Here is a 23,101-nt window from a genome sequence, read left to right on the forward strand (position 1 = left end):
GGTTAAGCTGAGTTCATAGGGATACCTTATTCCAGGGAACAGAGGACTGGTAAAAATAGGTAAAAAAGGCTTTCTTTTTTTTAAGATTTTACCGCTGTCAGTTCCTCCAGCACCCGGATCGTATTTTCTTTGTCCATTTCGGACAGCTTTTCCAGGCGCAGATTGTCCACATCTTCGTATGGTTTTCCTACTCCCAGATTTTCCGGCCATGTCTGTGCCTCCCGGATAAAAACAAACGCTTTTTTGAAATTACGCAGCCGCATTTGTTCCAGGGCCTGCATCAATTTTGCCTTCCGGAACAACTCATGCCCTTCAGTAGCGCCTTCAAAAGGAATGATGGTGAGCCGGCCCAGGATTTTGCCTGCATCTGCATACCGTTGGTTTAAAAGCAAGGCTTTTGCATAGAGCAAACCCATAATATATTGCTCCGGATGTTTGCGGTAAAAGGGTTCTGCGATTGACACGGCATTAGCATATTCTTTATGATCGATGTACCAGGTTGCTAATAATTTATGGTATCGCCATTGATCATCGAGGGATAAGGCTTTTTTAAGATCGGACAGGGCTGGAGTGGAAGAATCCGAAGGGGTCCCTGCTAATCCTTTTTCCTGAAGTATTGCAGCCCTAACGGCATAAAAAGGGGCAAAATCAGGTTGATCCCCGCAGGATAGTAATAGATTTTTGCATTCTTCCATCCGGTTTCTGTCATGATAAATGAGGGCCAGGTGATATTTAAGTAGCCAATGATCATCTTGCTTTACCAATTGCTCAAGTACCGCTCCCGTCTCTGAACGAAAGGGAAAGGAAAGAAGGGGATCGAGCCTTGAACGGTCTGTTGGTTTATGTTGAAGGAAGGCCAGCCAATAGGAAGCTTCCGTGGATGAAGGGTAAAGGGCAAACAACTTTTCCGCCTCATTCAGGCATCCGGCATTATAATACCAGACAGCCAGCTCTATAATGCTTTCCTGGGGAAGTTCATTACGGATCAGGGAGGTAAATTGATTTTTGTTTTCATCACTGGCGTCAATCATGTATTTTTCAAAACGACTGAAATGATTAAGGACATCCAGGATACCGATAATGCCCAATACTTCTTTTTCTTTGGAAAAATTAGCCTGGTAGCGGTAGGCAACAGCTTGTAATTGAAGCGCATCCAGCGCATACCGGTTAAAATCCAGTGCCTTTTGCGCATAGACCAGTGTCTTATCGTAGTTTTTTTCTTTCAGGTATAACTTGCTGAGTCCGGTATAGGCGGCAGTTCTGAAGGATGGGTCGAGAGAGGCGATATCCATTCCGTCCCTGGCATCGGTATAGTGATCCAGTTGGGCGTTGATCAAACCATAATAATAATTGGCGGCTCCGTCTTCGGTATCGATGCTCAGGGCCCGTTTGGCAAAATCAAGTGCTTCAGAATACCGCATGTTACGGTAAAACAATTCCGCCATTTTTACCAATGCAGGCAAATAATGAGGATCCAGCTCAAGAGCTGTCCTTAATTTTTCTTCGGCAAGGGAATAGTTTTTCTGATCCATCGACTCCTTCCCTAATACATAATTGCCATATGCTGATCTCCAGTTAAAATCTTTCGGTGCGTCTACCGGGCGGTTCAACTCATCCAAATGTGGATCGGTGGAGTAGACCATCTTTGTTTTTCCAAGAGTGACGGTAATGTAATCCTCCCGGATATTATTTTTAAGGGAATCAGAAAATATGCTCATGGGCGATAAACGCACGAATTTTTTATAAACCAATCTTTCTCCTTCCTTTATTTCAAGTGTATCGTTAAGCGTTTGAACAGGGGAGAACCGGATCTTCAACCATCCTTTTTCTCTTTGAATGTTAAGGGCTCCGTAATCATTCGCTTTCACTATCCCTTTTGTTTCCAGTACGGGGTACCAGTATTCCGTCCAGGTATCGGATTCATAGGGTTGAAGGCTTTTGTGTTTAAAGGGGGTCAGGCTGCTTTTCTCCTGGTTTTGATTGAACAATCTTCCGGATTGCAATTCCACATATTGTCCGTCGTGATCCGTCAGTAATTTTTCCCAGATCATACCCTGGCCGGAAAGACCCCATATCCAGATCTTTTTTCCGGCTTTATCGTCATGTGTTCCGTACCGGACCATCCCCATATCGTCATCGTGCCAGTATGCACCGGAGAAGTCCGTATATTTTCCGAACACATGATAGGATTTATAGGTTCCGAAATTATTCTGTTCATAAAAAGAGATATTTTTCCCATTTTGTTTATTGATGGGCCAGTCGGCATATTCACCCTCATGACCGATATACCGGTTCCCGGGATAAATGAATTCAAGGTTGCCGCTTGCTTTCAACCCTGCATTCATCCAATGGTACTCAGGCTGTTCGACTGGTGTTTGATTGAACCAATAGGCACGGGTGGTAAAAAATGCATGGCCGGCTTCAAGCGTGATCTCCATTCTCCAGTTGCTGCGGGTCAGCAGATCAAGTGCGCCGATAGTGCAGGTAACGCTTCCGTCCTCATTTGTTTTGGTGCTGTAATCTACCGGTGTGGAACAGTTAGGGGTATGCCCGATAATCCCGAAATTGGATTCCAATCCACCGCTGGTCCAGGGGCCGCGCATAGCAATATCCCTGAACTTGACAACGTGGTTGTCATAAAGGAATGGGCGGTTGGTAGATTTTTCTATGGCCGTCCAAATCTTACCTCCGATCTCAGGTAATATTAATAAGCTGATATAGTCATTTTCCAGTTCCACTACTTTCCATTCTTTTTGAACCGGGGTAGTCGTAAACCCATCGAAACGATAATAAGGATAAACCGCTGTCAGCAAGGGGATAGGATTGGGGTCTCCGAACGGATAGGTCGTAAATGTTTTTTTATACTCCTTTAGGGTGGCTGAATGTTGCGGGTAGACATTTATGCAGCAACATAAAAAGAAAAGAAGAAGCAGATTTTTCATGACTTATAAATTAGCAATGGAAATAATTGGTTGAGGGAAGATAAGTAATGCCACGCGATTTTGTACTTTTGGGCAAACAGCGAGTTACGCCATGAACTTTTTTCCCGGATTTTTCAGGACCATTATTCTGCTGGGTACTGTTCAGGGATTTCTGATAAGCGGTCTGCTTTTCTTTTCCGGTAAGCGGGGACAAACCAACCGTATACTATCCATTCTCCTGCTTTTACTCGCGATGGCCTGCTTAAACCTTTATTTAATTACCGGAACCTGGACAGGAATTTCTCCCATTTTACAGATTTTATCCTATTTTATTCCCCTGGTGATCGTCATGCCCATCGGTCCCCTGATTTATTTCTATACCCGTTCAACCCTGGATCCGGATTTTAAAATGACAGGGAAGGACAGGGTTCACTTTTACCCGGTTTTGCTGGACCTGCTACCTTACCTGACTGCTTTCCTTTATATCGGCGGTTTGCTTTTCGGGCTATGGAAAAAAAATGATCAGCCCTGGGGCAATTTTATCGATTCCTGCAACCTGTATTCCGATATTCCCCGCTGGATTTCGGTTACTGTCTATCTCTGGTTATCCGCCCGTCATTTCACTGCTTTCCGGATCGCCTCTGAGAAAGTGGAGGTCCCGGCCAGCCATACAAAAGATTTAGTCCGGCAAAAGGAACAACCGCCGGAAGGGAGGTGGATAAGGGAATTTCTACTTGTCTTCCGGGGTTTTCAACTGATCTGGTTAGTCTTCCTCATCCCTTACCTTATTCCCCGGTATAGCGACGCTTTGCTGGAAATGGTCGGCTGGTATCCTATTTATGTTCCGATGGTCCTGTTAATCTATTGGTTAGGTATCAGAGGGTACCTGGCGTCAGGTTTCCAAATGACCAATCCGTTGAAAAAGACCAATCCACCTTCTCCGGCCATTCCCCCGGCAACCATTCAACAGACGATCATTGTCCTGGAAAAAGCCATGGAAACGGATAAGTTATTTCTCAATCCGGCGCTCAACCTCTCCATAATGTCCCAACATACTGGTGTGACGCAAAAGATAATTTCTGCTGTCCTGAACCAACACCTGGAAAAAAGTTTTAATGAATTTGTGAACGGGTACCGGATCGAGGCATTTAAAGAGAAGATCCGGCAACCCCAGATGGACCATCTGACTATTACCGGTGTGGCTTTAACCTGCGGCTTTAATTCGCAGGCTACCTTTCAACGAAGTTTCAAACAGGTTACGGGGATATCCCCTTCCGGATTTCTGAGCCAGCTTCGGGCTGAAAAAAAACCATAAAAGAATTTTTGCACCTGCAAGACAAGGTTAGTAAGGCTCAGTTACCCTTTTTGACTGCTCAAATCCGGATTTGAGAAGCCTTATTTCTTTCCCTTTTTTGCGATAGACCGAGCTTTGTTGAAAAAAAAATATTATGTTTATCCGGTTCACCATCCCGCTATTTCTGCTTCTTTTGTTTTTTTCCGCCTCCGGCCAAAAGCGTGCTGCCCCTTCAAACTTTCCGGCAATCCCTCAAAATACCGAAAATGGTAAGGCCCGGGAAGACACCCTGCTGACCAGACTATTTTCCTTTTCTGATTTGCAACAGGATTTTATTTACCTGCGTAAGGCACTGGAGGAAACTCACCCGGGATTATACCGCTATCTCCCTAAAGAAATGATGAACTATACAATGGATAGTATTTACGGGCGGATAAAGGACAGTATGGGGTTTTACGAATATTATACGCTGCTGGCTTCATTTGTATCCCAGATCCGTTGCGCCCATACGAGTCTGCTGCCCGCTGAAAATTGGCAGGACATTTACAAAACCAGGATGCGGCTTTTTCCTTATCAGTTATACACCATTGGAGAACATACTTACTTCATCCTTAACCAGACCCGGGATACGCTGATCCGGCCTGGCTATGAATTGTTGGCGATCAATGGGTTGACGATCAATTCCGTCAGGAATCGTATATTTTCACACCTTTGGGCAGACGGATATAATGAAACCTCCAAAAAGCAAATGATGAATAGCGAAATGTTTGCGCTTGCTTATTATTGGTGGGTGGAAAGACCTGATTCCTTTGTAGTAAACGTAAAATCCCCCGATGGTAGGATCTTTGAGCAAAGGGCAGCGGCGTTGGTATTTCCGGAGATACAAAAAAATATGGTGTCCAATGTGGTTAATAAAGAACTATTAAAGATCTATGGCAAACGAAACCAACTGGACCAGAAAAAAAGCTGGCGTCTGGAAATATCCAAGGACCGCCATACGGCAGTACTTGTCATAAGAGGGTTCGGAGGGGGCGAAAATGGGACGGAGGCCCGTAGGAAAATGCACGATTTTATGGAAAGAGCGGTTCAACAGCTTAGGGATCGGCAAATTGAACATTTGATCATCGATCTGCGCTTCAACGGAGGGGGCTGGGATAATCAGGGGGAGGAACTGATCACTTATCTGATCCACAAACCAACGCTCTATTACCGGCGGATGCATACCGTGACGAATAGTTCCTCCTTTCTGCGGTTTTCCGATGTGCCTAAAGAAGAAATAAAGAATTTGAAAAATGAATTGATCCCTGAAACGGATGGCACATTCACCCTGACAGAAAAATTTACGGAGGAACTGGCCGTTCAGCAACCCAAGCCAAATGCTTTTACCGGGAAATTGTATTTCCTCGTTAACGGCGCCAGCGGATCCACTACCTCTGAATTCACGGCCGTTGCCCAGGCCAACCATTTAGGAATATTCATCGGGGAAGAAACGGGCGGGAATTATACGGGCGGGAATGGTAGCAGTTTTATTGGTCTTGTTCTTCCGCATACAGGAATCAAACTTGGAATTCCGCTGGCCTGGTATGATAATGCCGTCGATATTCCAGTACCGGAGGGAAGGGTAGGAAGAGGCACTTTCCCCGACTATGAAGTCCCCGATACCCTGGAAGCGGTATTAAAAGGAAGGATAAACCAGTTGGAATTTGCTTTCGACCTGATCAAAAAAGGGAAATAAGGGGATACTGATTGCCGAAACCGTACGCAGGTACGTTCATTTCCGGACAGTTATGATCCATAAACACTTTTTGAATAGTGAGTATCAGCTTATTACGTGTTGGCATGTCTATTGAGGAATGACCGGGATAACACCCTTCCCATGTTTAAAAATCACCTGCTTATTTCCTGGAGAAATCTGACAAAGAATAAAACATTTTCTTTGATCAATATTTCCGGGCTGGCCATCGGAATGGCGGCTTGTCTGCTAATCTTACAGTACGTGAATTTTGAATTGAGCTATGATCAGTTTAATAAAAATGTCAAGGATCTTTACCGAATAACTAATGACCGCTTTCAGAACGGCAAACTGATCCAGCATGGCACCATTACTTATTCCGCCGTTAGTAAGGCCATGAAGGAGGATTACCCGGAAGTGCTCGCATACACACGCATCGAACCTTTCGGAAATAACTTAATTACCATCAACAATACAAAGTTCGGCGACCAGCAGGTCACCGCTGTGGATAATTCTTTTTTATCCATGTTCTCTTATCCTTTTTTGGCAGGGGATCCCGGGACGGCTTTACAGGAACCTTATTCGGTCATCCTCACTCAAAAGGCCGCGGACAAATATTTTGGGAAAATCATAGCGGATTATACCTCCCTGGTTGGTAAATCGATTACCATGGGGAGTGACCCGACGCCTTATAAGGTTACTGGTATTTTTAAGGGGATCCCGGAGAATTCCCATTTGCAGTTCGATATCCTTGCTTCTTACAACACCATGTATTCCGGTAAATACCCCTATAAAGAAGCGGAATATAGTTTTACGGAATCGAATTTCTGGCATTACATACAATTAAGACCTGGTACTGATTATAAGACGCTGCAAGCAAAATTTGAAGGGTTCAGTCAAAAACATTTCCAGGGAAATAAAATTTCCGGCAGCGTAGAAAAATTCTATTTACAGCCCCTGTCGAAAGCACATCTTTATTCGGATTTTGAATATGAAATAGGAGTAACGGGCAGCGCGACGATTGTTTGGGGCCTGCTTATCATCGCCTTGTTTATTATCGTTATTGCCTGGGTAAATTATATTAACCTATCGACGGCAAGATCTGCAGAAAGGGCAAAGGAGGTTGGGGTGAGAAAAGTAACGGGGGCAACGAAAGGTCAGTTGATCCGGCAATTCCTGACTGAATCCCTGTTGATTAACGGGATGGCCTTATTATTGGCCCTACTGCTGGTGTATATCCTGCAATCGGCCTTTAACAAATTGATCGGGCACGACCTGTCCTTTTCTTTCCTGTTGCAAAAAAGCCTTGGCGGTTACAGCATAACGATTGGATTGCTGGTACTTCTTCTCGCGGGAGTCTTTGTTTCGGGTTTTTACCCTGCCTTCGTCTTATCCTCTTTTAAGCCGATACTGGTGCTGAAAGGAAAATTCAGTGCTTCCAAAAAAGGTATTGCCTTACGAAAAGTATTGGTTGTCGGACAGTTTGCCATTACCGTCGCACTGATCATCGGAGCTGTTGTAGTATACCGGCAGATAAGATATATGAATCAGCAGGAACTGGGCATGAATATCAACCAGATCCTGATTGTCAAACCTCCGATGCTGATGGATTTTGATTCTTCCTTTATCATAAGGGAATCGAGCTTTAAGGAAGAGGTGAAAAAAATTGCCGGCATAAAAGGAGTGGCGACGGCGGGCAGGGTTGCAGGTAGTGAAATGGGACGGGATTTTGACGTTCACCGTGCCGATGATAACAGCGGTAACCATTATACCGTCAGGAATATGGGCGTGGATTATGATTTTTTGGATGTGTATGCTATCAAACTATTGGCTGGCAGGAATTTTACCCCGCTGGATTTTAATGCAAGATTTGAAAAGCTGCATAATATACTGATCAATGCCAATGCTGTTAAGTTACTTGGCTTTTCCTCGGTACAGGACGCAATCGGCAAACAGATCACGAAGGGTGGAAAAAAATGGGATGTGATCGGGGTGATCAATGATTACCATCAAAAATCGTTGCATTATGCGTTGGAGCCTGTTACCCTGATGCCAACTTTTGGTAATTACAATCCGATTTCCATAAAAATAAATTCGGAAGGTTCCACTCATTTAGCCTCCACCATCATGGAAGTAAAAGCAAAATATGCTAAATTTTTTCCGGACAATTTATTCGATTATTATTTTTTGGATGAAAGTTATAATGAACAATATAAAAATGATCAGCTATTTGGAAAGGCTTTTAGCATATTTTCCGGTTTTGCCGTTTTTATTGCTTGTCTTGGTCTGCTTGGGCTTTCCCTTTTCGCAACGACACAACGGACCAAGGAGATCGGAGTAAGAAAAGTGCTGGGTGCATCCGTATCCAATATAGTCCTGCTGCTGTCAAAAGATTTTATCCGTTTAGTTTTGATCGCCTTTATCATTGCCTCACCCCTGGCTTATTTTATTATGCATCAGTGGTTGCAGGATTTTGCCTACCGCATTACGATCAGTTGGTGGGTATTTGCCATTGCCGGTCTCCTTGCGGTTATGATAGCTATGGCAACGATCAGTTTTCAGGCCATAAAAGCGGCCATGACCAACCCGGCAAAAAGCTTACGATCAGAATGAAATTTAGTAATTAATCAATAAACGATTTATTACTGAACGACCTTGACTTCAAAAATATCTTTTACACAGTTCAATTTGTCTTTCACCGAATAGGTGGTATTTGAACCAGGCGTAACCGTTATGCTTTTTCCGGAGGCGCCAGCTACCGGTCTTTTTCCTGAATTTCCGGAATTCCATTGATAGTCCCCTTTAAAGGATGCGGTAAGTGTCAGACTATCCCCTTTTTTAACGGTAAGGGTACGTCGCTGGTTTACATTTTTCATCATCGTGAAATGATCGCGGATGACTCCGTCGGAACAGATCCATTTAAGATCAAGCCGGTTGCCCTGGATTTCCAGCATCGAAGCCCCGCCATATGTTACGTTGGAATAGGGTAGGGCAATATGAGGATAAGTAGCTTGTTTGCCCCCCAGCTGACCGGCTGATCCACTTACGACATAAACGGTTCCCTGACCCTCTTTTTCGGAGTCCTTGATATAGGGGCAGGAATTTGCGCTTCCATCAAAAAAACCGGAAGAAGCGCTGACCAGGTTGGTTGCAGGATTGAAGCTGGTCTGTACTCCATAATGACCTTTCATCAGTTTGGATCTTTCATAATCATGACTATGACCGCAAAGAATAAGGTCCACCCCGTATCGTTCCAGGATACGGATAAAATTTTCCCGGATAGCCGTTAGTTCGTCATCCGTATCGGAATTATGCGATCCCATGGAATAAGGAGGATGATGCCAGTAGGCAATGATCCATCCCTTGTTCTGATTGGCTTCCAGATCCTTTTTGATCCATTGTACCTGCGGACCCGTTGTATCCGACATCCGGAACTGACCGGCCTCGATGCCATAAGAATCCAGGGAAAGAAAATGGATATTGCCCAGGTCGAAGGAATAATAAGCAGGGTTGAGGGAAGGAACGCCGCCCGATTCTCCATGAATGGGCATGGAGAAGTTCTGATAATAAGCTACTTCATGATTTTTCTGGACTTTATCTCTTTCTGCGTCCCCGTCATAATAATCATGATTACCGGGAGTTGGGAATAGCGGGTACTTAAACAGATTCCCTTTATAAATATTAAAAAAATTGCTTTGAAACTCTGCGTCCCTGCCGGTTCCGTAGGCGTTATCTCCAAGCAGGATCCAGGAGTCCAGCGGTTTGTCTCCCAGGTAATTTACTAATTGATCACGTACATTACGTTGATTAACGGAATTGTTTCCGCAATCTCCTACGGCTGCTATGCGGTAGATTCCTTCCGTTCCTGCCACAGGAAGGGTTACAAAATAGGTTTCCGGTCCGGTTTGTAAAGTATCCTTCCAGGATCCGATGGAGTAATAATAGCGGGTGGCAGGGGCCAACCCTTCCAGTTTTATTTTATGCTCAGATACCAATAACGTATCCTGGGCTATTTTGCTCAACTGCCCGGGTGTTGTTCCATAACGGACCATTCCTCTTATCAGAACGTCGGTTCTCCATCGTATGACGATACTATTGGGGGTAGCCACCTGTAAATAAGGTCCTCTGAGCAGGTTTGCTTCGGGTCTTTTATTGGTCTGGGCCTGGGTGAAAAAGCAAGAAAATAAAAAAAATGCCAATAAGACAAGCTGGGAATGGATCGATCTTTTATTTGAATTCATATAGGGGTATTCTTTACTGGTTGTAAATGTAATATTCTTAGTATTAAGGAATGGTTACTGTTTGGAAAATAGTGGACCTGGTTCCAGGGAATCTGTCAAAGCATGTAAAAAACGAATAATGTCTTTTATTTCTTCCTGACTTAACCGGAGGGGAGTGGACGGTAAGGTCTGTTCCGGCACTTTTAAACCCAGTCCGGCTCCTCCGCCTTTATTATAAAAATCCATTACTTTTTCCAGACTGCGGAATGCGCCATTATGCATATATGGATAAGTTAAGGCCACGTTGCGGACTGTAGGTGTTTTGAAGGTTCCTTTCAAAAAGGGTAAAGGATATTGGGAGAACCTTCCGGGGTCCTTACTGAGCAGGGGATGGGCAAAATCATCCGACCGGGTAGTACCCAAAGATTCGAATTCTGTCAGTTTGTAATCGGGAGGGATAAGTCCGTTGAACAGCGGAAGAAAATGACAGGTAGCGCATTGGGCCTTCCCCATGAATAGATTGGCTCCTTTTTTTTCCCGGGCATTAAGGGCATTTTCCTCCCCCTGCATATAACGATCAAATGCCGAATTCATAGGGTGAAGACTGCGGACATAAGCCCCGATCGCAGTAGCTACCAGCTCCAGACCTTCCTTCGAACCACCGGGGAAGGCTTTTCTGATCAGGCTATCATATTCTTGGCCTACTTTGATCCGGTCATTCAGGATCTTTTTATCCGATCTCATTTCCCTGGGATTTTGCAGAACGGTAACGATCTGGTCTTCCAGGGTCTTTGCCCTCCCGTCCCAGAACTGTTTATATTGAAAACCGCTATATAAAAGGCCAGGGGCATTCCTGTCCAGACGGCTGTGACCATCGATGGCTATACTTACCGGAAGGCGGTCGGTAAACATTTTCCCGGGTTCATGACAGGTTGCACAACTTCTTTGTCCATTTCCGGATAAGCCTTTATCCAAAAAAAGCACCCTGCCCAATTTAATTAACTCCTGTTGATCCCCTGCTTTCTGTTGATCCGCACTTGCCCCAACCGGGAATTTACCCGGCAAAAGGGCATCAGGACTGAAGAGATTGGCGGCCCTATAATTCAGTGCCCCGCTTGTATTCCATTCAAGACCTTTTTCCCGGATGAATGCACCCAGGAGAGTTTGAAGGGGGGAGGCATATTCTTTTAAAAAAATCAGACGGTCAAAGGAATCGAATCCGGGGTTTTCCCGGAGGTATCCGATTGTAAGGTCAAGGGAAGATTGCAGATCCTTTGAGCTTTTGGGGCCTGCGATGGCTTCTTCGGTAAAATAAGGTTTCAACTGTACTTGTACCGAAAGGAGCGCTTCACCGGATTCCTTTATCCCGGTTTTTAGCAGAGGGGCGTCATAGCCGGTTATACCAAGGGTCATGACCCTGACAAGCTCTACCCGCAGGCTTTCCAGTACTTGTTTGTCATCAGCCTGGAAATCATATAAAAGCGAGGTCAGATCGGCTGCCGAACTGGCGACGGCATCAGCCTGCTGCAATAATTCTTTTTTAAACGTACAGGGCTTCTTTTCGTATAAAAAGGATTCGATCACCTGAAGACCTACCGGCTCCTGGTATTCCATAAAAGGTTCTTCCGGTTCGAATTTAGGGGGCGAATTATAAATCCGGGCAGAGTTGCGGAAAAAATACTCCAGGAAGGCTTCTATTTTTTTATAATGCGACCTGCAATCGGCCAGGCGTTTCCTGGCTTCGGGCACCGAACGCAGATTTCCGGGATCCAGGGTCTGTAGGGAGGAGCGCAGTGCCGTACAACTGGCGGCAAATAAGGGAGCTTCCGTCTTGAAATAGTCCATGGCATGACCGACTCCCCCGGAATCCGTCGCCGGCAATTTAGGGGTGGGTACGAGAAAGAAGCCCAAAAAGGGAATAAGGAGGATCGCGAAACGCATGGACGGAAAATTAGGAAATAATGGACTATCTATAATGGAATATCTTTCTTAAAATTGCTTTATGAAGCAATCCCTTTTTCCCACCATAGCAGGAATGATCCTTTTCTCGTTATCCTTTTCGTTAACGGGATCCTCCCAAACGATTACCCTGAATGAAGCCCCAAACCGGAATGTCGACTATAGCCGGTTGGCAAGGATCGATACCCTGATAAACAGCTACCTGGAAAAAGGATGGCTGAATGGGGTGGTGACCATCGTGGTAAAAGATAACCAGCTTATCCAATATAAAGGGTATGGCTTTTCGGACCTGGAGAATAAAAAGCCAATGCGTAAGGATGATCTTTTCCGGATAGCTTCGCAAACCAAGGCCCTTGTCAGCGTAGGGATCATGACACTCTATGAGGAAGGGAAATTTTACCTGGATGAACCTATCTCCGATTTTATTCCTGAATTTGCCCATACGGCTGTCCTGGACACCTTCCATGCAAAGGATTCTACCTATACCACTATTCCTGCCAAACGGGGAATAACCTTTCGTGACCTGCTTACGCATACATCAGGAATTGACTATGCCGGGATAGGAAGCGATAAGATGAAGGCTATTTATGCCAAGGCAGGAATTCCATCCGGTCTTGGAGTGATAGACGCCGATCTGAAGGAACGGATGCAGACCCTGGCCAAACTTCCCTTAATCCATCAGCCCGGAGAAAAGTGGACCTATAGTTTGAGCGTGGATGTCCTTGGCAGCCTCGTAGAAATTATCAGTGGCACTAACCTGGAAGATTATCTCACCAAAAAAATATTCCGACCCCTGGGAATGAAGGATACTTATTTTAATGTTCCTTCTGCCAAATCAGGGCGATTGACTGCGGTATATACGGAAGACTCCCTCCACCATATTGTCAGATGGACTAAGGGTACAAGGGGTGGAATAGATCCGGACTACCCATTATTGCCCAAACATTATTTTTCCGGGGGAGCAGGAATAACCTCCACCGCCTTCGATTACGCCGTCTTTTTGCAGATGCTGCTGAATGGCGGCAGATATAACGGCGTTCAGGTACTGGCACCCCGCACGGTGCAACTAATGATCAGCGGCCAGTTGGATTTCCTGTACAATGGAAAGGATAATTTCGGACTGGGTTTCCAGATCACCAGCGAACGTTCGGCCGCCCTCGAATCCCAGAATGCAGGGTCTTTCTCCTGGGGGGGCTTTTTCGGAACTACCTACTGGGCAGATCCCAAGGCCAGATTGGTCTGTCTGATCATGACCCAGCAAACTCCGAACAGCCATGGGGATTATGGAAAAAAGTTCGAACAATTGGTATACCAGAGTCTAAAATAAAGAGCAGAAAAGAATTACGATCATCGTTTCGCGGAACACCTGTAAGGCGGCATAAAGCGTATTATACACGGTGCGTTCCGTCAGGGAAGTTTTTTCGGCAATGTCTTTGATGCTGACCTGCTCGTAATAGCGCAATTGAATAATTTCCTTTTGCCGGGGTGATAATTGATTCAATACCTTGTATAGTTTTTCTTTGATGGAATTTTCCTCCTGGTTCTGGATGAGGATAGTTTCATAGGATTCCTGGGATAATTCTTCCGGGAAGCTGGTTTCGGTAAGATTCCCTTTTTGCAATTTCTTATAGGATTTATACAGGATACGCTTATAAATGCTTAATACGTATTCCTGCATATTCCTCACATGCGATAATTTTGCATGTATGCGCCAAAGTTCGATAAAAAGATCATGAATGCCTTCCCTGGCCAGTTCCCTGTTCCGGTACCTGGATATCCCAAAACGGTATAGATCATCATAGAATTGATGAAAACAATTATACAAACCCTCCTTATCGCCATCCGCCAATAACTGCCAATTCTTCAATAAATCTTTAGGTTGATCGTTCATACTGGGTTCTATGAAAGAATGGGCGTAGTTGCTTGATTGCTAAAGTAAAAAAATAATTTTACAAAAAAGATAATAAATCATTGGTAAAAAACCAGCTTTCTTTACACTAGTAATGGAGTGCGGGAAAAGAATGCTTTTTAATGTAATTCTTTTCCCGCATCCGCACAATATTTGTGAGGTTCAGCCTGAGGCTGAACTCACAAACTGGGTTCCACCCAGTTTTTGATACTAATCGCGAAAAGATGAATTACACAGCCTGGACGACGGAGGATTTTTTAACGGATGACAGTTTTGTACGGTATTGTTATGGAACGGACCCTTTAGTGATGGTTTATTGGGAAAATATCCGGCAACAGGACCCGGGATTGGCTATCCGGATCGATAAAGCCAGGGAATTGTGCTTATTATTATCAGTAAGACCCTCTGATAAGGCCAAAAAAAATGATTGGGAAAGAATAAATCATAGTGTTTCTGCCCGTAGAAGACCAGTTTACCGGATGCAGCGGGCCTGGCTGTCGGCCGCGGCCGCAGTTATTTTGCTGGTAGGCGCCCTGTTTTTATGGTGGAAAAGAGATATGGCTGTAAAACCAGGCCTTTATGCTACCGGTCAATTTGCCCTGCTTACGAGTTCCGGGTTCGACGGGAGAAAGATAGTCGGTCTGCCTGATGGAAGTACGGTAACCTTAAATGCGTTCAGTCAGCTAAGGATCGCACCGGATTATAATACGAGAAACCGCAGGATATATTTGGAAGGCGAGGCTTTTTTTAAGGTCAAAGACGACCCGGAACGACCCTTCATCGTCATTGCCGGGAATTCAGCCACTACTGTACTGGGCACTTCCTTTAAAATCAGGAATTACAGGTCCGATAAACATTGTTCCGTCATGCTGGATGCCGGTAAGGTGAGTGTCGAATCCATCAGCGATGAAGGAAAAGCGGTAAAGGAAGTTTTACTACCGGGCGATGAGATCTTTGTGAGTCCGGATAATTTGTTTACCCGGTCAAAATTTGAAGCGGCAGCGCTGCAAAACTGGAAAGACCAACAACTTGTTTTTAAAGAAGCCAGCCTGGATCAGATCAGGGATAAGCTGTATTCGATGTTTGGCGTGGAAATAGGGACCAATCGTCTGCCAGCTAATCCGGTATCGTTCACTGGTGAATTTAACGGGAAGAATCTGAAGGAAATCCTGGATGCCATTGGCTTCACCAATAATTTCACCTATAAAATAACGAAAGACTCCGTACTGCTGGTATTTTAAGCGATACGTTCTGTTAATTGTACTGACACTGACGTAATCTCCTTTTAATTAATAATCATTTAAAGATTTTCTATATAATAGAGCAGGCCGGACGCTACGCGCTTGTTTTTGAAAAGATCGTATACTACCGGGCGCTGCCCGGATAAAGACCAGACCAAAACATATTCTTAACTCCAAACTGCTGTTTCATGAAAGGGAAAGATCATCTCTTCTATCGTACCATTCGTGTGTCGCATCTGTTCATTTGCCTGTCCTTTTGCGGGATAAGTTTACTGGGTTATACTCAGAACACGGAGCGCTTTTATTCCTTTACCTGGAAAGGAAGCCAGCTTTCCAGGATATTTGAAGACATCGAGTCCTCCGGAAAAGTCCATTTTTCCTATAATCCCAGGGATGTGGATGTAAGCCGTAAGTTTTCTTTAAAAATCAATCATCTCCGTTTGAATGAAATGATCGCCGTACTGGCCAAACAAATAAAGGCCCAGTATAAGATCGTCGGAGAAACAATAATGATACAGGCCTTAAAAGAAGGAGTCTCTTCTGTCCGGAGTGAGGGCACCTTCCTGTTCCGGGGCAGGGTAATGGACGGCGAAAACGAGCCGCTGCAAGGTGTCGTGATCACTAATAATACCCGGCAAAAAAATGCCCTTTCCGGTAAGGACGGTACTTTTTCCATTCCGGCAGGAGCGGATGATATCGTTTATTTCCAAATGGTCGGGTATGAGTTTTTTTCCCTGATCGCGGCGGAGAGCAAATCCGATCAGGTCATTACCTTAAAACAACGGATAACGGAATTGAATAAAGTGGTCGTAACGGCGCTGGGGATCAAGCGGGAAGAAAGGGCACTTGGCTATGCCTATTCCGAAGTGGATGGGAAAGAATTAAAAAAAGCCAGGGAGACCAATGTGATTAATTCTCTTGCGGGTAAGGTTCCTGGTTTGGTGATCACCAGCACCGCCGGTGGGCCTGCAGGATCTTCCCGGGTGATCATCAGGGGAAACACGACTATCACGGGAAATAATCAACCTTTATATGTGGTGGATGGGGTACCGATCGATAATTCGAATTATGGCCAGGTTGGCAGCGATAAGTATTCCGGGGGTGTGGATTTCGGAGATGCCATTTCGGGGATCAATCCGGATGACATCGATAAAATAAGCGTATTAAAAGGACCTTCGGCTTCGGCCTTGTATGGCAGCCGCGCGGCCAACGGCGTAATCTTAATTATTACCAAAAAAGGAAGCACCAAAAAAGACCTGGGTATTGAATTCAACAGCACCGTCTCTATCGAAAAACAGTTGACCCATTTTAATGGTTACCAATATTTGTACGGTCAGGGCAATAATGAAAAACTGGTTAATGATCCGGCCCAGGCAAAGGCTACCTTATTCAGCAATTTCGGTCCGAGACTGGATCCCAAATTGATGGTAATGAGTTTCGATGGCGTTCAGCGCCCCTTTGCCCTGGTTAAGAATAATATAGAAAACTTTTTCAGGACTGGTTCTACTGCGACCAACACCCTTGCTTTCACTAATTCTGGTGAACGTTCCTCCTTTCGTTTCTCTGTTTCAGATATGCGCAATAATGATATCGTTCCCAAGAGCAATATGCACCGGACCTCTTTCACCTTAAACGGGAATTCAAAATTCGGCAATAAGATTACGCTCGAAGCCCGCGCCTTTTATCTGAATGAACAGGTTAATAACCGGCCAGCCCTGGCAGACGATCCGGCTAATATCGGCAATAACTTTATCGGGTTAGCGAATAATGTAGACCAGGCCCTGTTCAAGACCGGCTACAAGGATGTCCGGGGTAGTTATGTGGACTGGGGTGGTGGACAGTACCGGCTGGATCCTTACTGGGTGATCAACGAGATGAATAATACCACCAAAAAGGATCGTTTTATCGGTGGTTTACAGGCGAACTATGCCGTAAGAAATTGGTTGGGAATACAAGGCCGCGCATCTACGGATTTCACCTATCTCAATTATAAAAAGTTCGCTCCCCGGACAACGCCGGGAACCTTATCGGGAAGGCTGGATGAAATAGACCAGAAATTTTCCACTACCGAAGCAGACCTTATCGTCAGTCTTCAAAAACAGGTATCTCCCGCTTTTTACCTGTCTGCACGTATGGGAGGAAGTCTCTCCCGGGTGAATAATTTTGGTAACACGATGGGGTTTACGAATATGGTAGTAACCGATGTGGTAAGCCCCAATAGTTTTTCCGATAAAACGCTGGTAGAAAATAATGTCCGGAAAAGCACCAATTCTTTGTATGGTCTGTTCAGCATGGCTTATAAAAGTTATTTCTATCTGGATGCTACGATCAGAAATGACGTATCCTCCACCCTGCCGGTAAATAATAACAGTTACACCTATACGTCCTTGTCCGGCAGCTTTATTTTTTCCGATGCATTGAAACTTAGTCATAAAATATTAACCTATGGAAAATTAAGGGCTTCGGTAGCAGAGGTAGGCAATGATACGGATCCCTATCAATTGGAATTGTATTATAACTTAAACCCTTTGCCTGTTAACGGACATGCTGTGGGAGGGGTCTCCACCACCGTGGTCCCCAACAAAAATCTGAAACCGACCAGGACCCGTTCCTTTGAAGTGGGTACGGATTTGAAATTCCTGGACAACCGGGTAGGCCTGCAGGCAACATACTATTCACAGGATTCCCGGGACCAGATCAATAAAGTGCCGGCACCGCTTTCTTCCGGGTTCCCGTACCAGATCATCAATGCAGGGGTCATTTCCAATAAGGGAGTCGAACTTTTAGTAACGGCCAAACCTGTTGTCACGAAGAACTTTACCTGGGATATCAGCGTCAATTTTGCAAAGAATGTCAGTAAGGTCAAATCACTGGCGGCCGGCGTTCCGTTTCTCGCCTTATCGGATGCCAGGTGGTTGGGAGTATCGGTGGTCGCCATGCCAGGCGCCCCTTACGGAGCGATCCTGGGCTACGATTACCAGAAGGATGCAAAGGGAGAGATTATATTGGATCCGGTTACGCTGGCCCCGCAGCCCGGCAGTTCCCGGCAGGTCATCGGTAAAGGAGTTTTCGACTGGACCGGCGGATTGGTCAGTACCTTCAGTTATAAGGATTTCAGCCTGGGAACGGTGCTGGATATTAAGACAGGAGCCCAGCTTTTTTCAATGACCAATCTTTTTGCAACCATCAGAGGAAATAGTACTTCCACGCTTGCCGGAAGGGCCGAATGGATCCAATCGGAGGAAAACAGGCAATCGGCAGGTAAGACCTTTGACGAATGGAAGGCCATGGGAAATGTAAAGGGGTATGTCCCAAAAGGTGTGGTGCAGACTGGAACGGATGCCGGTGGTCACCCGGTTTATGCGGCAAATACGCAGGCGTTGGATCCGGCAGTTTATTGGGGAAATTTCTACAGCGATGGCAACGGGATTGCAGTACCTTTTATCTACAACGCTTCTTATATAAAAGTCCGCGAAATAACGGTCAGCTACCGGGTGCCTTTGAATACGGCCGGTAAACATTCCTTTAAGGAGTTAAGTATATCCGTAGTCAGCCGTAATCCGTTCATCATCCACAAAGATGTACCGAACGTGGACCCGGATTCGAATTATAATAACGGGAACGGTCAGGGATTTGAATATGGTTCCCTTCCTTCCCGCAGGAGCTGGGGCTTTAATCTCAATTTCCGGTTTTAATTCCTAACCATCCTAAAAAAAAGGAACATGCATAACCTACAGGACATGAACAAACAACATAACCGACCTTTTACATACCGTCGCAAATCTCCATTCAATTACACAAACGGCTTTTTTATTTTTTTAACAGCTATGCTGTTGTCGGCAAGCTGTAAGAAGGTCACCGATATCAATACCGATCCAACCAAATCCACCAATATGGATCCTGCCAAACAGGTGGCCCTTATACAGGTGCGGTTCTCCGGGGAACTTACGGTAAATGAACGCCTGGGGATCATTCTTACCATGCCCCTTGTGCAGCAGATAGGCGGTATCTGGGAAAATCGCTATGGCCAGATGTATATCGAAAACAAACAATACCAATATGATTTTTGGGAAACCACTTATCCTAATGATGTATTGAATATCGTCGATGCGGTCAACCGGACCAAAGGAGATGCAGGCAGGACTAACCTGAATGCCATCGCGAGGATCATGAAAGTGGTCGTATTCGGAAGACTTACGGATGTATATGGGGATATTCCTTATTCGGAAGCAGGCGCTGCCTTTTCGAATGGTGTGGTTCGCCCAAAATACGACAGCCAGGAATCTATTTATACCGATTTTTTTAAAGAACTGAATGAAGCCGCCACGGCACTGGATATCTCGAAAGATCCCCTGGATAATGATCTTTTTTACAATGGCAATATTGCGGAATGGAAAAAGTTTGCTCACACCCTTCACCTGAGACTGGCGATGCGACTGGTAAAAGTGAATCCGGAACTGGCAAAAAAGGAAGCGCTGGCTGCTTTCAGTGACGGGGTTTTTACATCCAATGATGATATCTGTATGTTGAGTCACCAGGACGTTCAGAATGCTTATGATGATATAAGAGGGAATGGAGTTTCTGTAGCCCTGAATCAGCAGGAAGTTTTACCAAGGGCAAATAATACCCTGGTCAATGCGCTCAAAAATACGAACGATCCCCGGTTGAATTATCTGATCCGTTGTTACCAGGATAAATCTTACCAGCCCTTTAACCGGATCGATATTACCGATCAGGTTAAAGCGCAGGTGGGAGTTTTTGGAGTGAATAAAGGAAGTTATATCTGGGACGATTGGGCCAATTCCTTTAACATTTCTATTCCAGGCGCCGCCGCCTATACCGTCAGTAATAATGAACAAAAGGCGCAGCTGGCCAATTTTCTGATCCGGAATAATGCTCCGTTTTTTCATCTGACCTATGCCGAAACGGAATTTCTGCTGGCGGAGGCCAGTATCCGGTGGCCGGGAGAATTCGGCGGAACTGCGGATGCTCATTATGCCGCAGGCATTACGGCAGCCTGTAAACAATTGAGTTATTTCCCGGAAGGACCGGCATTATCGGATAATGAGATCGGTACATTCATACAAGGCAACCCTTTGCAGCCGGGTAAAGAAATTGAACTGATCAACACCCAATTGTGGATCGCGTTATTGCTGAATGGGCCGGAAGCCTTTGCGAACTGGAGAAGAACGGGTTACCCCAAATTCGTACCTGCCATTACCTCTGAATCGACCACCACTTCCATTCCAAGAAGATTCGAATATCCTTTATCGGAACACGAGCAAAATTCGGCCAATATCGCTACCGCCATCCAGGCCCTTGGTGGGCAGGACGACTGGAACGGAAGGGTATGGTGGGATAAAGAGTAGGGGTGACGAAATAATTGCGGAGTTTGAAGGAAACTTAATTAAACAAATAAAACGTATTGGAATGCTCGAAAAGCGATTTATCTTTCTCCTGATTGCCTTAACGGCCTTACCGGGTTGTAAAAAAAATGAGGCCAGTGCCCAGAGTGGGACCAATGATAATTTCAAAACGGTGGGTTATTTACTGATCAACCGGCCCAACTTAATGCAGGATATGGTCAGGGTCGATTTTTCCAGACTTACCCATTTGAATCTTGCTTTTGTAAATCCGGATGCTACCGGGGCTTTTCCCGATAATCCCCTTCTTCCTCAACTGGTAAAGATGGCGCATGATCATCAGGTAAAAGTACTCCTTTCCATTGGTGGAGGGGAGATCCCGGCCTGGGTTACCGGGTTTTTAACGGATGATAAAAGGGCCGCCTTTGTCAGTGCATTGACGGAGGTAGTTAGCCGTTATGACATCGATGGAGTGGATGTCGATTTGGAGGGGAGTAGTATTAATGAGCATTACGCCACTTTCGTAGCAGATCTGTCCATCGCACTTAAAGCAAAGAAAAAATTGATCACAGCTGCTATTGCTACCGTTTACGGACCGACCTTGCCGGATGAGGCACTGGCCCGTTTCGATTTTGTCAATATCATGTCTTATGATAAAACTGGGCCCTGGAACCCTGCCCTGCCCGGCCAGCATTCGCCTTATGATATGGCCGTGAGTGATCTGACTTACTGGGGCAAAACCAGGGGCATTCCAAAAGAGAAAATTACCCTGGGCCTTCCCTTTTACGGATATGGTTTTGGCGCCAACCAAACGACCTCTGGCATGAGTTTCGGAGATATCATCGCAGGCTATCCGGGCGCAGAGAACAAAGACCAGGTAACCTTGGGCGATGGCGAAACCATGTATTATAATGGAATTCCGACGATCAGGAGCAAGGCTGCCCTCGCAGTAAAAGAGGCCGGAGGGTTGATGATCTGGGAAATCCTGCAGGATGCACAAGGCGCCAATTCTTTATTGAAGAATATGAATGATGTCATTACCCATAAATAGCTGGAAACATAAAAAACTAACTTCAATGAAAAGAACAATCTATCCTTATATACTACCGGCAATAAGCTTCCTTGTCGTACTGGGAGCCTGCAAAAAAGACGATATATCCAAACAGGAAGCACAGGATAATTTTTTCCCAAGGATTTTTGATAATAAAAATGTATTCTTAAACTCTTCGACCATCATCAATGAAGGGGACACCTCCCGCTTCACCGGTCTCTCGTATTCTCCCGCAGGACAGGTTAAAGTCAGTTGGTCGGTAAATGATAAGGTAATGTCGACGGATACCGCATTTTATTTTAAACCTGATTCGGGCGGGGATTATACGGTAACCCTGGAAGTGGACTACAACAAACAGAAGACCAGCAGGACCTCTCACGTACTGGTTAATCCGTCCACCTATACCTTGAAACCTTATACGGCCGTATCCCTGGCCTATCTTTCTGCGGATGCCACGAATTTCAAGCTGGATTGGTCTTCACTGACGCATGTCGCCTACAAGACCGGACAGGTAAGACCGGATGGAAGCCTGGATGTTTCTGCGGGTGAGCTCAACCAGCATACGAATGAATTGGTCGCCCGGGCGCATATCAATGGAATTCCCGTATTGCTGGGGATCAGCGGCAGACTGACGGGGATCGATGGATGGGCCTTATATGGGTCCAACGATTTCGGAGGCGTCATCAGTGACCCGACCATGATGCCGGCCCTCGTGCAATCCATCAAAAGTTACCTGAGTGCCAAAAGAATAGATGGGGTGGATATTATGATGACAGATGTGAATGGGGATAACGCTGCCACCGCTATCCATGCCGTTGGCCCTTTTTTAGCCGCACTCAAAGCTGCCTTATCTTCAACGGCGATAATTACGGTTACTGTCACCTCCAATTGGTTGCATTGGGAATACCCGGATCTTTCAGCAGCCACCTGGGTCAATGTACATGCTTTTGAAGATGGTATCCATGTCGGGCCAGGTGCTCCGGTCGGCCAGGCATCCAGCTATGACTATATGGTCAGTTGTGCCGGGATCTGGCAGAATAATCATTTGCCGGCTGGCAAACTGGTTATCGGAATGCCTGCCTTCGGATTGCGTTACGATGCCCTGGATGCCAGTGGAAATAACCTGAGCTGGGGTTCTTACAGCTATGTCGGTTATAGCGATATCCTGAAAATCGATCCTGCTGCCAATTCCAAAGAACAGGTTAGCTCAGCCTCCGGAATTTATTATAACGGCGTGCCGTTGGTGACCCAAAAGGCGCAATACATAAAAGCCAATGGTTTTAAAGGGGCTTATTTCTGGGCGGAGGATTTTGATAGTAAAGGGGATTCCTCCCTGCTGAGCGCTGTCAATAAAAATCTGCATTAAACGGATATACCTGTTATTACCTACACCTGATATCAGCAGGGAAAA

General features: G+C 45.4%; 13 protein-coding genes. 9 read left to right on the plus strand and 4 right to left on the minus strand.

All coding sequences use genetic code 11. The annotated features are described in order from the left end of the window. Positions 1 to 80: 80 nt before the first annotated feature. Positions 81 to 2,942 carry a DUF5107 domain-containing protein gene (locus tag ACX0G9_RS00435; RefSeq protein WP_459062857.1) on the minus strand — a complete coding sequence of 954 codons (2,862 nt, stop codon included), beginning with the start codon at positions 2,940 to 2,942 and terminating at the stop codon, positions 81 to 83. A 91-nt stretch (positions 2,943 to 3,033) separates the two neighbouring features. Here ACX0G9_RS00435 and ACX0G9_RS00440 point away from each other — a divergent pair, with 91 nt between their 5' ends. From ACX0G9_RS00440 to ACX0G9_RS00450, 3 genes are all read left to right on the plus strand, one after another. Then, positions 3,034 to 4,236: a helix-turn-helix domain-containing protein gene (locus ACX0G9_RS00440; protein WP_459062858.1), complete on the plus strand. Its 1,203-nt coding sequence runs from the start codon at positions 3,034 to 3,036 to the stop codon at positions 4,234 to 4,236. 133 nt (positions 4,237 to 4,369) lie between these two features. Beyond that, positions 4,370 to 5,950, plus strand: a complete 1,581-nt coding sequence (locus ACX0G9_RS00445; RefSeq protein WP_459062859.1) for a S41 family peptidase — start codon at positions 4,370 to 4,372, stop codon at positions 5,948 to 5,950. Positions 5,951 to 6,091: 141 nt separating this feature from the next. Next, the gene (locus tag ACX0G9_RS00450; RefSeq protein WP_459062860.1) at positions 6,092 to 8,560 is read left to right on the plus strand and encodes an ABC transporter permease; all 2,469 of its coding nucleotides are present in this window, start codon (positions 6,092 to 6,094) and stop codon (positions 8,558 to 8,560) included. A 29-nt stretch (positions 8,561 to 8,589) separates the two neighbouring features. Here the strand turns inward: ACX0G9_RS00450 and ACX0G9_RS00455 are convergent, their stop codons facing one another. After that, on the minus strand, positions 8,590 to 10,188 hold the full coding sequence (locus tag ACX0G9_RS00455) for a purple acid phosphatase family protein (protein WP_459062861.1): 1,599 nt from the start codon (positions 10,186 to 10,188) through the stop codon (positions 8,590 to 8,592). 54 nt (positions 10,189 to 10,242) lie between these two features. Then, a complete protein-coding gene (locus ACX0G9_RS00460; RefSeq protein ID WP_459062862.1) occupies positions 10,243 to 12,108 on the minus strand; it encodes a cytochrome-c peroxidase in 1,866 nt (621 codons plus the stop codon). A 61-nt stretch (positions 12,109 to 12,169) separates the two neighbouring features. Between ACX0G9_RS00460 and ACX0G9_RS00465 the strand changes: the two genes are divergently transcribed. Then, complete coding sequence (locus ACX0G9_RS00465; RefSeq protein WP_459062863.1) at positions 12,170 to 13,453, plus strand: serine hydrolase domain-containing protein; 1,284 nt, start codon at positions 12,170 to 12,172, stop codon at positions 13,451 to 13,453. On the opposite strand, the gene ACX0G9_RS00470 is transcribed toward ACX0G9_RS00465, so the two are convergent. After that, positions 13,445 to 14,017, minus strand: a complete 573-nt coding sequence (locus tag ACX0G9_RS00470) for an RNA polymerase sigma factor (protein WP_459062864.1) — start codon at positions 14,015 to 14,017, stop codon at positions 13,445 to 13,447. The two genes, ACX0G9_RS00465 and ACX0G9_RS00470, sit on opposite strands and share 9 nt — an antisense overlap. A gap of 242 nt (positions 14,018 to 14,259) precedes the next feature. On the opposite strand from ACX0G9_RS00470, the gene ACX0G9_RS00475 reads away from it, so the two are divergent. The 5 genes from ACX0G9_RS00475 (at position 14,260) to ACX0G9_RS00495 (ending at position 23,056) form a co-directional block, all read left to right on the plus strand. Beyond that, positions 14,260 to 15,276 carry a FecR family protein gene (locus tag ACX0G9_RS00475; RefSeq protein ID WP_459062865.1) on the plus strand — a complete coding sequence of 339 codons (1,017 nt, stop codon included), beginning with the start codon at positions 14,260 to 14,262 and terminating at the stop codon, positions 15,274 to 15,276. 188 nt (positions 15,277 to 15,464) lie between these two features. Then, a complete protein-coding gene (locus ACX0G9_RS00480; protein WP_459062866.1) occupies positions 15,465 to 18,971 on the plus strand; it encodes a SusC/RagA family TonB-linked outer membrane protein in 3,507 nt (1,168 codons plus the stop codon). A 27-nt stretch (positions 18,972 to 18,998) separates the two neighbouring features. Further along, a complete protein-coding gene (locus tag ACX0G9_RS00485) occupies positions 18,999 to 20,645 on the plus strand; it encodes a SusD/RagB family nutrient-binding outer membrane lipoprotein (RefSeq protein ID WP_459062867.1) in 1,647 nt (548 codons plus the stop codon). Between the two features lie 61 nt (positions 20,646 to 20,706). Next, positions 20,707 to 21,690 (plus strand): glycosyl hydrolase family 18 protein, encoded by a 984-nt coding sequence (locus ACX0G9_RS00490; RefSeq protein WP_459062868.1) that lies wholly within the window; start codon positions 20,707 to 20,709, stop codon positions 21,688 to 21,690. 25 nt (positions 21,691 to 21,715) lie between these two features. Further along, positions 21,716 to 23,056, plus strand: a complete 1,341-nt coding sequence (locus ACX0G9_RS00495; RefSeq protein WP_459062869.1) for a glycosyl hydrolase family 18 protein — start codon at positions 21,716 to 21,718, stop codon at positions 23,054 to 23,056. Positions 23,057 to 23,101: the final 45 nt, after the last annotated feature.

It is taken from the genome of Flavitalea flava (genome assembly GCF_054461575.1).

Coding starts and splice junctions, on each gene's coding strand:
- ACX0G9_RS00435 (WP_459062857.1), bottom strand. CDS start 2,942: ATGAAAAATCTGCTTCTTCTTTTCTTTTTATGTTGCTGCATAAATGTC.
- ACX0G9_RS00440 (WP_459062858.1), top strand. CDS start 3,034: ATGAACTTTTTTCCCGGATTTTTCAGGACCATTATTCTGCTGGGTACT.
- ACX0G9_RS00445 (WP_459062859.1), top strand. CDS start 4,370: ATGTTTATCCGGTTCACCATCCCGCTATTTCTGCTTCTTTTGTTTTTT.
- ACX0G9_RS00450 (WP_459062860.1), top strand. CDS start 6,092: ATGTTTAAAAATCACCTGCTTATTTCCTGGAGAAATCTGACAAAGAAT.
- ACX0G9_RS00455 (WP_459062861.1), bottom strand. CDS start 10,188: ATGAATTCAAATAAAAGATCGATCCATTCCCAGCTTGTCTTATTGGCA.
- ACX0G9_RS00460 (WP_459062862.1), bottom strand. CDS start 12,108: ATGCGTTTCGCGATCCTCCTTATTCCCTTTTTGGGCTTCTTTCTCGTA.
- ACX0G9_RS00465 (WP_459062863.1), top strand. CDS start 12,170: ATGAAGCAATCCCTTTTTCCCACCATAGCAGGAATGATCCTTTTCTCG.
- ACX0G9_RS00470 (WP_459062864.1), bottom strand. CDS start 14,017: ATGAACGATCAACCTAAAGATTTATTGAAGAATTGGCAGTTATTGGCG.
- ACX0G9_RS00475 (WP_459062865.1), top strand. CDS start 14,260: ATGAATTACACAGCCTGGACGACGGAGGATTTTTTAACGGATGACAGT.
- ACX0G9_RS00480 (WP_459062866.1), top strand. CDS start 15,465: ATGAAAGGGAAAGATCATCTCTTCTATCGTACCATTCGTGTGTCGCAT.
- ACX0G9_RS00485 (WP_459062867.1), top strand. CDS start 18,999: ATGCATAACCTACAGGACATGAACAAACAACATAACCGACCTTTTACA.
- ACX0G9_RS00490 (WP_459062868.1), top strand. CDS start 20,707: ATGCTCGAAAAGCGATTTATCTTTCTCCTGATTGCCTTAACGGCCTTA.
- ACX0G9_RS00495 (WP_459062869.1), top strand. CDS start 21,716: ATGAAAAGAACAATCTATCCTTATATACTACCGGCAATAAGCTTCCTT.